General features: G+C 69.8%; 15 protein-coding genes and 1 pseudogene. 6 read left to right on the top strand and 10 right to left on the bottom strand.

The genetic code is table 11. The annotated features are described in order from the left end of the window. From ABGB14_RS19750 to ABGB14_RS19730, 5 genes and pseudogenes are all read left to right on the top strand, one after another. Positions 1 to 208 (top strand): annotated as a pseudogene (locus tag ABGB14_RS19750) (IS110 family transposase); the annotation flags it as partial. Positions 209 to 284: 76 nt separating this feature from the next. Beyond that, positions 285 to 839 (top strand): GNAT family protein, encoded by a 555-nt coding sequence (locus ABGB14_RS19745; RefSeq protein ID WP_347645167.1) that lies wholly within the window; start codon positions 285 to 287, stop codon positions 837 to 839. After that, positions 836 to 1,132, top strand: coding sequence for a DUF952 domain-containing protein (locus ABGB14_RS19740; RefSeq protein ID WP_347645165.1), 297 nt, complete (start codon positions 836 to 838; stop codon positions 1,130 to 1,132). The genes ABGB14_RS19745 and ABGB14_RS19740 overlap by 4 nt, the downstream gene beginning before the upstream one ends. Positions 1,133 to 1,567: 435 nt before the next feature. Further along, a complete protein-coding gene (locus ABGB14_RS19735; protein WP_347645164.1) occupies positions 1,568 to 2,377 on the top strand; it encodes a hypothetical protein in 810 nt (269 codons plus the stop codon). Beyond that, the gene (locus ABGB14_RS19730) at positions 2,314 to 3,147 is read left to right on the top strand and encodes a prolyl oligopeptidase family serine peptidase (RefSeq protein ID WP_347645163.1); all 834 of its coding nucleotides are present in this window, start codon (positions 2,314 to 2,316) and stop codon (positions 3,145 to 3,147) included. Before ABGB14_RS19735 ends, ABGB14_RS19730 begins: the two co-directional genes overlap by 64 nt. An 82-nt stretch (positions 3,148 to 3,229) precedes the next feature. Here the strand turns inward: ABGB14_RS19730 and ABGB14_RS19725 are convergent, their stop codons facing one another. From ABGB14_RS19725 to ABGB14_RS19700, 6 genes are all read right to left on the bottom strand, one after another. Continuing rightward, positions 3,230 to 3,481 (bottom strand): helix-turn-helix transcriptional regulator, encoded by a 252-nt coding sequence (locus tag ABGB14_RS19725; protein WP_347624403.1) that lies wholly within the window; start codon positions 3,479 to 3,481, stop codon positions 3,230 to 3,232. Positions 3,482 to 3,642: 161 nt separating this feature from the next. Further along, complete coding sequence (locus ABGB14_RS19720) at positions 3,643 to 4,692, bottom strand: tyrosine-type recombinase/integrase (RefSeq protein WP_347645161.1); 1,050 nt, start codon at positions 4,690 to 4,692, stop codon at positions 3,643 to 3,645. Between the two features lie 70 nt (positions 4,693 to 4,762). Next, positions 4,763 to 6,292 carry a UDP-N-acetylglucosamine 1-carboxyvinyltransferase gene (locus ABGB14_RS19715; RefSeq protein ID WP_347645160.1) on the bottom strand — a complete coding sequence of 510 codons (1,530 nt, stop codon included), beginning with the start codon at positions 6,290 to 6,292 and terminating at the stop codon, positions 4,763 to 4,765. Positions 6,293 to 6,306: 14 nt separating this feature from the next. Continuing rightward, positions 6,307 to 8,013, bottom strand: coding sequence for an enoyl-CoA hydratase-related protein (locus ABGB14_RS19710; protein WP_347645159.1), 1,707 nt, complete (start codon positions 8,011 to 8,013; stop codon positions 6,307 to 6,309). A 529-nt stretch (positions 8,014 to 8,542) separates the two neighbouring features. Then, complete coding sequence (locus ABGB14_RS19705; protein WP_347645158.1) at positions 8,543 to 8,797, bottom strand: hypothetical protein; 255 nt, start codon at positions 8,795 to 8,797, stop codon at positions 8,543 to 8,545. A 463-nt stretch (positions 8,798 to 9,260) separates the two neighbouring features. After that, entirely contained in the window at positions 9,261 to 9,656 is a 396-nt protein-coding gene (locus ABGB14_RS19700) for a nuclear transport factor 2 family protein (RefSeq protein ID WP_347645157.1), read from the bottom strand. A gap of 154 nt (positions 9,657 to 9,810) precedes the next feature. On the opposite strand from ABGB14_RS19700, the gene ABGB14_RS19695 reads away from it, so the two are divergent. Continuing rightward, entirely contained in the window at positions 9,811 to 10,278 is a 468-nt protein-coding gene (locus ABGB14_RS19695) for a hypothetical protein (protein WP_347645156.1), read from the top strand. Positions 10,279 to 10,301: 23 nt separating this feature from the next. On the opposite strand, the gene ABGB14_RS19690 is transcribed toward ABGB14_RS19695, so the two are convergent. From ABGB14_RS19690 to ABGB14_RS19675, 4 genes are all read right to left on the bottom strand, one after another. Beyond that, positions 10,302 to 12,662 (bottom strand): LuxR C-terminal-related transcriptional regulator, encoded by a 2,361-nt coding sequence (locus ABGB14_RS19690; protein ID WP_347645155.1) that lies wholly within the window; start codon positions 12,660 to 12,662, stop codon positions 10,302 to 10,304. Positions 12,663 to 12,805: 143 nt separating this feature from the next. Then, positions 12,806 to 13,780, bottom strand: a complete 975-nt coding sequence (locus ABGB14_RS19685; RefSeq protein WP_347645153.1) for an FkbM family methyltransferase — start codon at positions 13,778 to 13,780, stop codon at positions 12,806 to 12,808. A gap of 70 nt (positions 13,781 to 13,850) precedes the next feature. Beyond that, positions 13,851 to 14,270 (bottom strand): ATP-binding protein, encoded by a 420-nt coding sequence (locus ABGB14_RS19680; protein WP_347645152.1) that lies wholly within the window; start codon positions 14,268 to 14,270, stop codon positions 13,851 to 13,853. Further along, the gene (locus ABGB14_RS19675; protein WP_347645151.1) at positions 14,267 to 14,452 is read right to left on the bottom strand and encodes a DUF5999 family protein; all 186 of its coding nucleotides are present in this window, start codon (positions 14,450 to 14,452) and stop codon (positions 14,267 to 14,269) included. The genes ABGB14_RS19680 and ABGB14_RS19675 overlap by 4 nt, the downstream gene beginning before the upstream one ends. Positions 14,453 to 14,477 lie beyond the last annotated feature (25 nt).

The following is a 14,477-nucleotide window of genomic DNA, read 5'->3' as shown; positions in this document are numbered from 1 at the left end:
CAACCGCGGCGGCGACCGCCAAGCCAACGCCGCCCTCTACCGCATCGCCCTGGTCCGCCTGCGCTGGGACCCACGCACCCGCGCCTACATGGAACGACGCACCCAAGACGGCCTGTCCAAGAAAGAGATCATCCGCTGCCTCAAGCGCTACATCGCCCGCGAGCTCTATCGGGTCATCACCAGAACTGATCATGAACCCAGTGCTTGACATCAATAGGAGCATCCCAGCCACCGGCGACGGAAAACTCTTTGCCGCCCCCGCCACCGCTCCCTACACTGCCCCCGTGCTCAAACCCCACTATCCCCTCACCACCGACCGCCTCACCCTGCGGCCGTTCACCCCGGGCGACCTCGACGCCGTCCACGCCTACGAAAGCCTCCCCGAGGTCACCCGCCACCTCTACTGGGGGCCCCGCGACCGCGACACCAGCCGCGCCTTCCTCGACAAGAAGATCTCCCAGACCGCCCTCCTCGACGAGGGCGACGCGCTCGACCTGGCCATCACCCTGAGCGACAGCGGCGAGCTCGTCGGCAACTGCCTGCTCATCTGGACCAGCAAGCCCAACCGCCAGGGCGAGATCGGCTACGTCCTGCACCCCGGCCACCACGGCCACGGCTACGCCCCCGAAGCCGGCCGCGCCCTGCTCCGCCTCGCCTTCGACAGCCTCGGCCTGCACCGCGTCATCGGCCGCCTCGACGCCGCCAACGCCGCCTCCGCCCGCGTCCTGGAAAAGCTCGGCATGCGCCACGAGGCCACCTTCATCGACAGCGAGATCGTCAAGGGCGCATGGGTCAGCGAAGCGGTCTACGCCATCCTCGACCGCGAATGGACCGCATGACGATCCACCATCTCGCCCTGCGAGCCGACTGGCACAGCGCCCGCCAGGCGGGGGAGTACCGCGTCTCGACCCTGGGCCGCTCCCTCGACGACGTGGGCTTCATCCACTGCAGCCGCGACCTGGCCCAGCTGCGCGGCGTCCACTCCACCTTCTACGCCGACGTCACCGAGCCGCTGCTCGTTCTCGACATCGACCCGGTGGGCCTGGACGTGCGCCTCGAAAACGGCTTCCCCCACCTGTACGGCCCCCTGCCGGTCAGCGCGGTCACCGCCGTCCGCCCCTTCACCGCCTGACCTCTCCCGGCCTCCGAGGAGGCCAAGCGCAGAGGACACCGGCAGCGACCCGAGCCTTCTCCGCCTGCCGGTGCTCTGCGACGAGGGCCTCGGCGGGCCTTCTCGACCCCGGCGGGCAGGGCGCACCGGCGGCGGCTGTCCGGGGCCACCTTTGACGCTGGAGGACGAGTTTGCCGAGTAAGCTCACGCCGCACCTGGTCGTGGACAGTGCCCGCCCGCTGCAGCCGGTGATCTCCCCGGACGGCCGCTGGGTCGCCTACACGCTGCTGGGCGCCGGATTCGACCTCGCTCTACTTCGGATCGGATCGGGCGCGGCGCGGCACCATCCAGCTGCACCGGATATCCCTCGAGGGCGGCGAGGCGGAGCCGCTGACCGCCTGGCGGGCAGGCATCTCGGGCTACCTTCCGCTCGCCGACGGCCGGCGGATCGCGGTGGTGGCCGCGAAGCCGCCGACCGAAGAGGACGAGCGCAGGACGGCCGAACGCGACGACGCCAAGGTGTGGGGAGAACGGGCGCCCCAGGGCCGGCTGTGGGTGCTCGAGCTGGATTCCGGGCGGGCGCGCATGGTGGACGGGCTCGGCGACAGGCATGTCGTCGAAGTGGCGCAGCGGCCGGACGGCGGCCCTCTCGCCATACTCAGCTGGGCGACCCCGGAGCCCGACCCCGGCTGCCTGGCCTGCGAGGTGCATGCGGTCGACCTGGACACCGGCAAGGTCCAGGCGCTCGGCGAGGCCGCTTCGCAGGCATCCTCGCCCACCTGGTGGCGCGCAGACGGCGCCTGGCACCTGTGCTACCTGGCGACGACCCTCCCCGGACCGGTCGGGGGGCGGGCCGTCTTCGACCTCGCCGTGCCCGAGATCGGCTCGCCAGGAGAACACCGCAACCTGACCAGCGGCATGACCGTCTGCCCGTCCGGCCTGGCGCAGGTCGCGGCCGGACCGCCACTGGCACTGTTCGCCGACGGGCTCGACACCGCGATCTACCGGCTCGATCCAGAAACACGGCGGTTTCAGCCGGTGTGTTCCGTGGAGGGCCTGCTCGCCTGGCTCACCGCGAGCACGGCGGGCGAGGTGGTCGCCGCGGCGGCGAGCACGGCGTACCAGCCGCTGGACATCCACGCCGGGCGGCCCGATCGACTCGTGCGGCTCAGCGACACCAGGCCGGAGACACGCGAGATCGAGTGGGGGAGCAGGAACGCCTCTCCTACAAGGCGTCCGACGGGCTGGATCTCGACGGGCTGCTGATCCTGCCGGCCGGAAGAAGCCGTCGCGACGGCCCGTTCCCGCTCATCACGCTCGTGCACGGCGGCCCGTACGACAGGTACGCCGACCGCTTCGTGCTTGACGTGCTCCCGTCGGGACAATGGCTGGCGACCGCCGGCTACGCGGTCTTCCTGCCCAACCCACGCGGCGGCGAGGGCCACGGCCACGCATTCGCGGCTACCGTCGCCGGCGCGGTCGGCATGGACGAATGGACGGACATCGTCAGCGGCATCGACCTGCTGATCGCCGACGGCATCGCCGATCCGGACCGGCTCGGGATCGGCGGGTGGAGCCACGGAGGGTTCATGACCGCGTGGGCCGTCGGGCGGACGAGCCGGTTCAGGGCCGCGGTCATGGGTGCCGGCATCAGCGACTGGGGCATGCTCGTCGCAACCGGCGACTGGGGAACCCTGGAGGCGGGCCTCAGCGGGAGCTGCGGCTGGGAAGGAACCGGTCCCCACGGCCACGACCGGCTCAGCCCCATCTCCCACGCCTCGAGAATCCGCACGCCGGTGCTGATCCTGCATGGTGAGGACGACACGAACGTGCCGGTCGGCCAGGCCACGTACTTCCATCGCGCCCTGCGACGCTTCGGCGTCGAGCACGAGTTCGTCGTCTATCCGCGGGAGGGCCACTCGATCCAGGAACGCAGCCACCAGATCGACGTGCTGCGGCGCACCCGCGCATGGTTCGACCGATGGCTCGCCGGCTCCACGTCACACCCGGCTAACGCCCGGAGCGGCTCCACGTGAACGCCTCCGGGGAGCGGCTTTCGTCCCCGGGCCGGAGCTCGGGCAACAGCCGGGAGGGCCCGCCGGCCGACCGGAAGCGGGATCAGGTGGGAGCGGGGGTGGAGCGGACGGCCAGGTGGTCGAGGGAGATGCCGAGCACGTCGGCCAGGGCGGCGATGGTGAAGAAGGCGGGGGTGGCGATGCGGCCGGTCTCGATCTTGCGCAGCGTTTCGGCGGACATGCCCGCCGCCGCCGCGACCTCGACGATGCTGCGCTCGCCGCGGGCCTGCCGAAGGGTCGAGCCGAGCTGCTCGCCACGGAGCCGCTCTTCAGGGGTCAGCGGAGGTCGCACCATGGCCACCACTCTATACCCGGATACTAATACCGGTATAATGATCCCACTCGCGCGCGAGCCGCACCCCTCGAAGACGCGCTCGATGACTTCGGCTTGTTCGCTCCGGCCGGCGCGCAGGCAGCGGGCGGCGGATTCGATGCAGGCCAGGCAGGGCCGCTCGCTCAGCCGGGGTCGCGCGGGCCACCCGGCTCGCCCCGCAGCAGCGGATGCGCCCGCATCGCCACCTCCAGCTCACCCGGCAGCTCATCGCGGTAACGCCCCAACGTCGACAGGTCACTGTGCCCCAGCACCCGCCGCACCGCGTCCATGTCGACCGCGTCGGCCAGCAGATGCGTCGCCGTCGTGTGCCGCAGCCCATGCGGCGTCACCGACCGCCGCTGATCCGGATCGACCCGCGCCTGCACCCGGTCGATGACCGCCTGCACATCCCCCCGCGCCAGCCGCCGCCCCCGCCACGACAACAGCAGCGCCTTGTCCTGCACCGCCGGCCGCCCCCGCGCCAGATATTCCTGCAACACCCGCGCCACATCCTCCGGCAACGGCACATCCCGCGTCCGCCCGCCCTTACCGAAGATCCGCCAGTAACGCACCCCGTCATTGGTGAAAAAATCCTCCACATTGGCGCGCACCAGCTCCGACACCCGCGGCCCCACCGTCGCCAGCAGCAACACGATCACCGCATCCCGCAACTCCGTACGCTGATCGCGCCGCTTGCCCGCCGGCACCGCGTCCGCCACCGCGTCCGGCACCGCCCGCGCCGCCCCGATCAGCCCCTGGGCCTGCTCCCGCGTCAACGCCCGCCGCTGCGGCCGCAGCCCGCCCCGCTCCTTGGCCGTCACCGCCGACCCCGTCATCGGATTGAGCTGCACCCACCCGGCCAGCGCCGCGTGCTTGAACAGCGCCGAGATCGACCGCCGAAACCGCGCCTGCGACGCCGGCGACTGCCCGCCGCCCCGCTCGCCCGAGCCCGCCGCGCGCCTGCCGTCCGGCCGGCGCGCGAACGCCAGCAGGATCGCATCGACGTCCGCGCCCGTCAGATCATCCAGCACCGTGGCCTCGCCCGCCAACTCCACCAGCGTCGCCACGTCCCGCGCGTAAACCTCCGCCGTCGACGGCGACAACGCCCCCGTCACCGTCCTGGCCCGCACCAACTCCACATAACGGTCAGCCGCCTCCGCCACCGTCACCCGGTCGAGCTCCGCAGGCCGCACCGGCCACCACCCTCTCGCTGGACACGACAAGATCCGAGCAAGACCGTAGCGGCCGGCACCGACACAAACGCTAGATGTCGCGGAACGTCTCGATGCGCGCCCCCAGCGCGTTCAGCCGCTCCGCCAGATCCTCATAACCCCGATTGATCACATACACGTTCCGCAACACCGACGTGCCCTCCGCCGCCATCATCGCCAGCAGCACCACCACCGCGGGACGCAACGCCGGCGGGCACATCATCTCCGCGCTACGCCACCGCGTCGGCCCCTCCACCAGCACCCGATGCGGATCCAGCAACTTCACCGACGCCCCCAGCCGCGTCAGCTCCGTCAGATAGATCGCCCGGTTGTCGTAAACCCAGTCATGAATCAGCGTCGACCCCTGCGCCGACGCCGCGATCGCCGCGAAGAACGGCACATTGTCGATGTTCAGCCCCGGGAACGGCATCGGATGGATCTTGTCGATGGGGGAGACCAGCTTCGACGGGCGCACCGTCAGATCCACCAACCGAGTCCGCCCGTTGGCCGCGGCGTACTCACGCCCCCGGTCGCAATCGAGCCCCATCTCCTCCAGCACCGCCAGCTCGATCTCCAGGAACTCCACCGGCACCCGGCAGATCGTCAGCTCCGACGACGTCACCACCGCCGCCGCCAGCAGGCTCATCGCCTCCACCGGATCCTCGGAGGGGGAGTAGTCGACGTCCCGCTCGATCGAGGCCAGCCCGTGCACCGTCAGCGTCGTCGTCCCCACCCCCTCCACCCGCACCCCGAGCTGCTCCAGGAAGAAGCACAGATCCTGCACCATGTAGTTCGACGAGGCGTTGCGGATCACCGTCACCCCGTCATGCCGCGCCGCCGCCAGCAGCGCGTTCTCCGTCACCGTGTCACCCCGCTCGGTCAGCACGATCGGCCGCGACGGCGACACCCCCCGATCCACCCGCGCGTGATAGAACCCGCCCGTCGCCGTGATGTCCAGCCCGAACGGCCGCAACGCCGACATGTGCGGCTGCACCGTACGCGTCCCCAGATCACACCCACCCGCATACGGAATCTGGAACTGCTCCGTCCGATGCATCAACGGCCCCAGGAACATGATCACACTCCTGGTGCGCCGGGCGGCCTCCGTATCCATCGCCTCCAGCTCCAACCGCGCCGGAGGAACGATCTCCAGATCGCTGCCCTCGTTGATCCACCGCGCCCGCACCCCGATCGACGCGAGCACCTCCAGAATCCGGTAAACCTCCTCGATCCGCGCCACCTTGCGCAGAATCGTCCGCCCCGAGTTCAGCAACGACGCGCACAACAACGCCACACACGCGTTCTTCGACGTCTTCACATCGATCGAACCCGACAGCCGCCGCCCGCCCACCACCCGCAGATGCATCGGCCCGGCATAACCCAGCGACACGATCTCACTGTCGAGCGCCTCACCGATCCGGGCGATCATCTCAAGACTGATGTTCTGGTTGCCGCGCTCGATCCGGTTGACCGCACTCTGACTCGTCGCCAGCGCATCCGCCAACTGCAGCTGCGTCCAACCACGATGCTGACGCGCATCCCGGATCAACCGGCCGATCCGCACAAGATAATCATCTGCCACACCAGAACCATATCTCACATATGAGATGTCTCCGCGCCCGACACCGACGACGCGCCGGACAACCCCCGATGAACCGCCAGATGCTCCGGCGTCGCCTCAGCCTTCACCTTGTGCACGAACGCCCGCCGAGCCGCCCGGAACCCATTCTGATCATCGAACATGTCCCGGCTCATCTCCGCCAGCTCCTCAGCCCGGAACGCATCCAACGGCTTACGCCGCTCATCCGCCTCCCGCGCCGCCCGACGCCCCGCCAGCAACCGATCGTAACCCGGATCCACCGCCAGCCGCTCCGCGTACTCCAGCACCCGGCGCTCGAAATCCAACCGCGGCCCCGCCAACATCCTGTCCGCCAGCCCCAGCTCCACCGCCTCGGCCGCCCCGATCGGCAACGCCTCCTGCGTCAACCGCAACGCCTGCTCCGCACCCACCCGACGCGGCAACGCATACGTCCAGAACTCACTACCGAACAACCCCATCGTCCGATAATGCGGATTCAACACCACACCCTCACGCACGATCACCCGATCCGCACCCAACCCCATCATCACCCCACCAGCACCGGCATTGCCGCCCATCGACGTCACCACCAGCTGCCCCGTACACCCGATCACCTCACGACACACCGCATTGATCGCGTTGATGTTCATCCACGACTCCAACTCCGGATGCCGCGCCGCCTCGATCACATTCAGATGAATGCCGTTGGAGAACACCTCCCCACCCCGCACCACCAGCACCCGCGTATCCTGCGCCGCCGCATACCGCAACGCCGCCGCCAACCGCCGGCACTGCTCCGTCGACATCGCCCCGTTGTAGAAGTCGAAACTCACCACCCCCACACCGTCACTACGGTCATACGTGATCTCGCTGTACCCCGACCGCTCCGGCGCCGACGCCACCAGCTCACCCAACGCCATCGCCGCCGGCAACTTCACCGCCCCCTCACGCTCCAACCGCAGATGCCCCACCCACACCGAACCGTCCCCCGTACACACCAGCACGGCCCCCTCACGCCGCGCCACCACCTCACCCGGCACCCCATCCGGCAACTCCGGACCCCGGTACACGTCGAACACCCGCACCGGAAGATCGCACAACACCGTCCGCCCACCCGGCGACCCATCCGCCGCCCGCACCCGGCGCACGATCTCCTCACTCGACTCCGACCAGGAAAACTCCCGATCCGCATGCCGCATCGCCCGCCGCAACCGCCCCCGCACCTCAGGCGAACGATAATCCAGCGGCACCGGCACGAACGACGCGTCCGCCGCCTTCCCCGCCACCTCCACCACCAGCTCGACCGCCGCATCGGCCACCGGCCCGTTGTACAACGCCGACTTACGCGGCGGCTCCGCCGGCATCGCGAACATCCGATACCCCCAGATCGGACCCGCGTCCATCTCCTCCACCGCCTGCAACGCCGTCACCCCCCACTCAGGCTCGGCGTCCACGATCGCCCAATCCAGCGACGACGGCCCACGATCCCCAGGAGGACCAGGATGGATGATCACCGTACGGTGCCCCTGCCACAACGCCGCCGGCACCCGCTCCTTCAGGAACGGGCAGATCACCAGATCCGGCTTCGCCAGCTCGGCCGCCTCCACCATGGCCTGCTCAGAGACGGCCAGCTCGACACTCACCTCATGACCCTCACGCCGCAAAGCAAGCCAGGAACGCTGGGTCAGGCCATTGAACGCGGAGCAGAGCAGCAAGATACGCAACGCGGTACTTCTTTCCGGACAAGGGGAGACGACACGACGCACGGGCACGGGGGACCGGACTCAGCCGGACGGGTGAACCCACCGGTCTCGGACATTAAAGTCCGTCCCATATAACCCATACATGCCATCGATGCTGACACGAAACTCACACCACCGCTGACACTTCGCCGCAAAAACCCCGGCTGACCAGCGCCGATAAATCCCATTTGCCCACAAACATCACGCTCTGCGACGTGAGCGCACCCTCGGCGATCATCCCGGGGGAGCGGGCCGCGCTCCCGCCGCGAGCAGGGGAGCGGGGCCGAGCGCCCTCGCGACGGGACGCGGCGGCGCGGACCCCCGCACGAGCCGCCCGTACACGGACCGGCCGGGGCCACGGGAGAACCCCGGCGCACGGCCGGACCCTGCCTGCCTGCTGACCAGGGAACATGCAGCACGAAACCAGGACACAACACCCGATACCAAACAGAATCCCTGTTCTGTCGGGTATCGGACACGGATCCGCACGGGCGCCCGGAAGGGCACGGACCTACAGCCGGTTGACGAAACGCGAGGCGGCCCGCTGGCTCATGCCGGTCTCACCGCGTACGAGAAACACGGCCTCGCGGATCTGGCCGAGCGCCTTGAGCTCCCGCGCCTGATCCACAAGATCCATGCTGGGATTGGGCCGGTTGCGCGGGCGCCTGGTGAGCCGGACGGCCCAGATGATCAACCAGATGACCGCGGCGGCGAGGACGGCCGACAGGGCGATGAGGCTCGGGGTGGTGACCTCCAGGGGTGACATGGGAGGCGTCTTCCCGGGAGGAAACGGTTTAGTCGGGCCGCTCTCGTAGTTGCTCGATAATGAACATTATGTCAAGTAGAGGAGGGATCCACGGGGCTGGGGGGACGTCCCCCGCGGGTTTGACGGGCGGGCTTGACGGCCTGTCGATTCGCTTCCCCGGTGGGGTTGACGCGCTTAATGTGGGGATTCTGCTATTCGCGCCGCGAGAGGAGCAGCATGTGGGGAGCCAGTCGGTGTTATGCCAGGTGTGTCAGGGGGTTCTGCCCGCTTCGGGTAAGGAGGCGTACACGGCGTTGCGGGGGCGGCTGATCGTGTCGAACGGCTACTGCGGGGGTGGGTGCGCCGAGCGGCGTGCCGAGGAGGAGGCGGCGCAGCGGGTGGCGCGTCCTCAACCGCAGGCGGCTCCGGTGCCGTCGCGGCCGGTGTCGCGGCCGGTCGCTGCAAGGCCGGTTCGGGTGGCGCGTTAGCTCGCTGGGTTTTCTGGGTCGGGGTGGCGGTCGGTGGTGTGCCAGTAGTCGCGGGTGCGTACGGCGAGTCCGTCGGGGTCGAAGTGGACGAGTACGCAGCCTGCGAGGGTGGTGGGCCGGCCGTTGTCGAGGGCGTGGACCTGGAATTCGATGGCGGCCTGGTCGCCGTCGACGAGGGGTGTGGCGAAGGTGACGTGGGGGTCGGTTTCGCTGCTGAATGACCAGGTGATGTAGTCGGCGATGGCGTGTTTGCCCTGGTGGGGTGGGCGGAAGGGCATGCTGGTGTGGACGGCGTCGTCGTGGTAGAGGGCGATGATGGCGTCGGTGTCGTGGTGGGTCCAGCCGTGTTGCCAGGTGTCGGCGAAGCGTTGGGCAGCGGTGCGGGTGTTCATGGTGTTCATTGTGGTGGGTTGGGGTTGCCGCCTGCGTAGCACCCAATAGGTACCCATATAGGTATTTCTCCCGTCTTGTGGTTGGTGGTGCGGCGGCAAGCTACGTGAGGACCGCTCACCAGCCCCCGAGGGAGAGGAACCGACGTTGCGTGCCATGGACCGGCGAGGAAGCGACCCGAGGACGCCCGTCGTACGCCTCCCCTCCCGTAACGCGCTTCTGGCCATGGCCGACGCGCTGGCCGTGCGCACCGGGTGGGCGGGGCCGGATCGCGAGGTGTCGTGGTTGTTGTCGGCGCGGCCGTCGGCGGTGCCCGCCGCCCGTCGCCTGGTCACGGCGCGGCTGTCGGCGTGGGGCCTGCAGCGGCAGGCGGAGGCGGCCGAGTTGCTCGTGGGTGAGCTCGTCGCCGACGCGTTGCGCCGCTGCGGCGGCCGGATCAGGCTGGCGCTGCGGGTGGACGACGGGTTGCTGCGTTGCGAGGTGACGGCCGTCTTCGCCGGTCCCGGGACGCGGCCGGGTCCTGCGCCGCACCAGTCGCTGCTGGCCCGGCTGGCCTGTTGCTGGGGTGTTTCCGGGCAGGTGGCGTGGTTCGAGCTGCCTTCCGGCGGCGGTCACGTGCATTGACGGGTTGGGCGCGGGTCGCGGTTTCACTCCCCCGGTGCGGTGTTGTCGCCGGCTCTGGTGCGTTCTCCCACCCATACGGCGATCTGGGAGCGGGAGCTGAAGCCCAGTTTGGTCAGGATGTGCTCGATGTGGCCTTCGGCGGTGCGCTGTGAGATGACGAGCGAGGCGGCTATCTCCTTGTTGGTCAGGCCGCGGGCGACGAGCTGGGCGATCTCGCTTTCGCGGCGGGTCAGCCGGGCGCGCCGCTCGCTGCCGTCGTCGCGGCCGCTGGGCGGTTCCTCTTTCAGGACGTAGGCCAGCGCCTCGTCGAGCGGCATGCGGGCGCCGCGCCGTACGGCCGTGTCGAACGCCGTCTCCCCCAGCGCTTTGCGGGTTTCTTCCTCGCAGGCGTCGTGGTAGCCGGCCAGGTGCCCGTATCCGGACAGGGGCGCGCCGACGGACGCCCACACCGTCTGCAGGATGCCCAGCAGGCGTGCGGCGTGCTGGTGGCGGCGTTGTGAGGTGGCGATCCAGGCCAGCGCTTCGAGGGTGATGCCGATGCCCAGGGAGTCGCCCAGGCCGCGGGTGACCACCAGTGCCTGTTGTTCGAGGTCGGTGGCGCGCCGGAGGTCTCCTTGGCGCCACACCTCGACGCCCAGCGCCATCATGGCGTACGCGCGGTGCCAGCTTTCGTGGTGGTTTTCGCACAGGGCCAGGCACTCCTCCCCCGCGGCCATGGCGGAGGCGGTGTCGCCGGTGTAGGAGCGGGCCAGTGTCAGCCGGATGAGTGACAGTGCCGTGCCGGCGGGGTCGCCGCTGGCGCGGTGCTTGGCCAGGGCCTGCTCGTACAGGGTGACGGCGTCGGCGGTGCGGTTCTCCCACATGGCGATCATGCCGGAGAACAGGGCGACGTAGCCGAGGACGTGCTGGTTGTGCAGCCGCTCCCCCGCGCGGCGGCTGGCGTGCAGCATGGTGGTGGCGGCGGGTTTGTCGGCCTGGATGATGGCCAGCCAGCCGCCGGCCCACAGGGCGCGGGCGCGGACGTCGTCGGGGACGTCGTCGGTGTTGAGTCCGTGGTCCAGCCAGCGCCGGCCTTCAGCCAGGTAATAACTGGTGGTCCAGTGATAGAGCAGGTCGGTGGCCATGGTCAGGCCGGTGGGCGCGCCGTCCGGTCCGTTGTAGGACTCTTCCAGGGCGGTGCGCAGGTTGGCGTGTTCGAGGTGCAGGCGGGTGAGCCAGTGCACCTGCCGGGGGCCGAACAGGTCCGCTCGGGCCCGTGCGGCCAGGTCGCGGTAATAACGTGCGTGCCGTTCGCGCAGCCAGTCGTCGTGGCCGGAGGCGGTCAGGCGTTCGCGGCCGTAGGCGCGCAGGGTGTCCAGCATCCGGTAGCGGACGCCGGATGGGTGGTCTTCGCGAATCAGTACGGACTTGTCGACCAGGCCGATCACCAGGTCGACGACGTCGTGGGGGTTGATGCCGCGGCCGGAGCAGATCGTCTCGGCCGCTTCCAGGTCCAGGCCTCCGGCGAAGGCTGAGGCCCGTTCCCACAGGAGTCGTTCTTTGTCCGAACACAGTGCGTAGCTCCAATCGATGAGGGCTCGTAGTGTCTGGTGGCGGGGTAGTTCTGCCCGCGATCCGGCGTTGAGCAGGCGGAATCGGTCGTCGAGCCGGTCGAGCAGTTGCTGTGCCGACAGGGCGCGCAGCCGGACGGCGGCGAGTTCGATGCCCAGGGGCAGGCCGTCGAGGCGGCGGACGATGCGGGTGACGACGTCGCGGTTGTCCTCGGTGACGGCGAAGGTGGGCAGGACGGCTCGGGCGCGTTCGGCGAACAGGCGGACGGCGTCGCCTTGTTTGAGGGCGTCGAGGGTGGGGCGGGCGGTGCTGCCGTCGGGCAGTGACAGGGGTGGCACGGGTACGGCCTGTTCGCTGGCGATGCCGAGCGCTTGCCGGCTGGTGGCGAGGATGCGCAGGTCGCCGGCGGCGCGCAGCAGGGTCTCTGCGAGGACGGCGCATTCGTGCACGAGGTGTTCGCAGTTGTCGAGGATGAGCAGGGCCTGCTTGTCGTGCAGGTGGTCGATGAGGACCTGCACGGGGGGTGCGGCGGTGTGGCCGCGGATCTCGAGGGCTTCGACGACGCTTTCGGCGAGGATGGCGGGCTGGTGCAGGGAGGCGAGTTCGACGAGCCATACGCCGTCGCGGAAGGAGCGGCGCAGGTCCTGGCCGATGCGCAGGGCCAGGCGGGTCTTGCCGACGCCGCCGACGCCGGTGAGGGTGACGGCTCTGGATGCGGCCAGGAGTCGCTTGACGTCGGCCATTTCGTGCCGGCGTCCGATGAAGCTGGTCACCTCTGCCGGGAGCCTGTTCGTTCGCTGCTCCCTGGAGGTGGTGGTCGTCACCGCTGTCATGGTGTGTGGGGCGACCGGCCGGCGGGTTCGCGTGGCGCCGGAGCCGTGTCGCCGTAACCCACCGTATGTGCCGGCCGCTGGTGCCGGGTGCGTGGCCGAGGGCCCGTGGCCGGGTTTTGACCCTTTCATGGCGGTGGCGTGGTTCATGGGCTGGCGTGCCAGGGGCGCAGGGCGTCGAGGTGGTGTTGCCGGCCGATCGCCACGAGGTTGGAGCGGTAGAGGCCGATGGCGTCCGGGGCGTCCAGGCTGTCGCGGGTGGCGGGCCGCAGGGCGTTGTCGAGTTCGTCGACGACGAAGACCCAGGGGTAGTGGGCGAAGACGAGGTCGAGCAGTTCGCCGGCGGAGCAGCCGCAGTTGGCCTGGAGCTGGGGGTGGAGTTCGAACAGCAGGGTGGGCTGGGCGGTGAGGGTTTCGGCGGCGCCGTGCAGGACGAAGCCTTCGTAGCCTTCGACATCGATCTTGATGATGTCGGGTGGGGGGAGGTCGTGGCGGGCGAGGTAGGTGTCGATGGAGGTCATGGGGATGGTGACGGCGCCTGCGGGGGTGCCGACGTTGGCCGCGGCGGCGGAGTGTTTGCCGGACTGCTCGCCTGACAGGTGCACGGTGAGGTCGCCGGGTGTGGCGCCCACGGCGATCGGTTCGATGGTGACGCGGGTGGTGAGGTGGTTGCGGTCGACGTTGCGGCGCAGGTAGCCGATGTTCTCGGGGACGGGTTCGAAGGCGATCAGGGTGCCGTCGGGCGGTAGGCGGGTGGCGCCGGTGCAGGCGTAGACGCCGATGTTGGCGCCGATGTCGAGGATGGTGCGGCTGGCGGCGGCGAGTCGTTCGTACAGGGTGACTTCGAATTCTTCGTAGTAGCCGGCCGAGACCGAGGGCATGATGGTGGCGTCCCAGGCGGGGCCGGTGAGCACGACGCCGCGGTAGTGGGCTTCGGGGTCGTGGCCGGAGGTGGTGACGCCGAGCCGGAAAACGGTGTGGTAGAGGCGGTTGACCAGGGGGAGGCGGCGGACGCTTCGGCCGCGTAGCAGGGTGCGGGTGATTTTGCTGCGGTTGGCGGCTCTGGCCGCTCGCATGACCGTGATGGCGGCTTTCTTGCGGAGGTGTTTGCTGGAGGTCATGGTGTGAGTCTGGTGCAGTCGGCGGCCTGATGGGCGCCGATGCCCGGGATTGGTGCGGCCGGGTGGGCGGTCAGCAGGCCTGCGCCTCGAGGGTCAGGGCGTCGTCGTCGGCCTGTTGCGGGAGCGGCAGGTCGAACCAGACGCGCTTGCCGCGCCGGGTGCGGGTGCTGCCCCAGCCGGAGGCGATGGCCTCCACCAGGTGCAGGCCGCGTGAGCTCTCGTCGTCGTGGCCCGCCGGGCGCAGGTGGGGCAGGTCGGGGCTGGTGTCCTCGACCTCGCAGTGCAGCAGGTCGCCGGTGAGCGACAGGCGCAGCCGGATGGGGCCGCGGGCGTGGCGTACGGCGTTGGTGACGAGTTCGCTGACCAGCAGTTCGGCGGCTTCGCTGCCGTGTGGCAGGCCCCAGGCGAGCAGTTGCGCGCGCACGGCGTGGCGGGCGCGCGGCACGGAAGCGTGTCGTGGCGGCAGGGTCCACGTCGCGGTCGCGTTCATGCCGCCCGCCCGGCGCAGGGGACGACGCTGCGGCCGTCGGGCAGCAGTTCGCCGGTGTCGTCGAAGAAGACGACCCCGTTGCACAGCAGACCCCATCCCTGCTCGGGGTGGTATGCCACGAGGCGCGCGGCCTCGCGGCCGGCGGCGTCCGCGGGGGGACATGGTGGCTGGTGCTGGCACATGACTTCGATCCTCGCTTCCCGCTTC

Origin of the sequence: Nonomuraea sp. B10E15 (assembly GCF_039871615.1) — a bacterium.
Lineage (GTDB): Bacteria > Actinomycetota > Actinomycetes > Streptosporangiales > Streptosporangiaceae > Nonomuraea.
This window is presented reverse-complemented; position numbering and strand designations above follow the sequence as displayed.

Coding starts and splice junctions, on each gene's coding strand:
- ABGB14_RS19725 (WP_347624403.1), bottom strand. CDS start 3,481: ATGGTGCGACCTCCGCTGACCCCTGAAGAGCGGCTCCGTGGCGAGCAG.
- ABGB14_RS19740 (WP_347645165.1), top strand. CDS start 836: ATGACGATCCACCATCTCGCCCTGCGAGCCGACTGGCACAGCGCCCGC.
- ABGB14_RS19680 (WP_347645152.1), bottom strand. CDS start 14,270: ATGAACGCGACCGCGACGTGGACCCTGCCGCCACGACACGCTTCCGTG.
- ABGB14_RS19685 (WP_347645153.1), bottom strand. CDS start 13,780: ATGACCTCCAGCAAACACCTCCGCAAGAAAGCCGCCATCACGGTCATG.
- ABGB14_RS19675 (WP_347645151.1), bottom strand. CDS start 14,452: ATGTGCCAGCACCAGCCACCATGTCCCCCCGCGGACGCCGCCGGCCGC.
- ABGB14_RS19695 (WP_347645156.1), top strand. CDS start 9,811: ATGGACCGGCGAGGAAGCGACCCGAGGACGCCCGTCGTACGCCTCCCC.
- ABGB14_RS19700 (WP_347645157.1), bottom strand. CDS start 9,656: ATGAACACCCGCACCGCTGCCCAACGCTTCGCCGACACCTGGCAACAC.
- ABGB14_RS19705 (WP_347645158.1), bottom strand. CDS start 8,797: ATGTCACCCCTGGAGGTCACCACCCCGAGCCTCATCGCCCTGTCGGCC.
- ABGB14_RS19690 (WP_347645155.1), bottom strand. CDS start 12,662: ATGACAGCGGTGACGACCACCACCTCCAGGGAGCAGCGAACGAACAGG.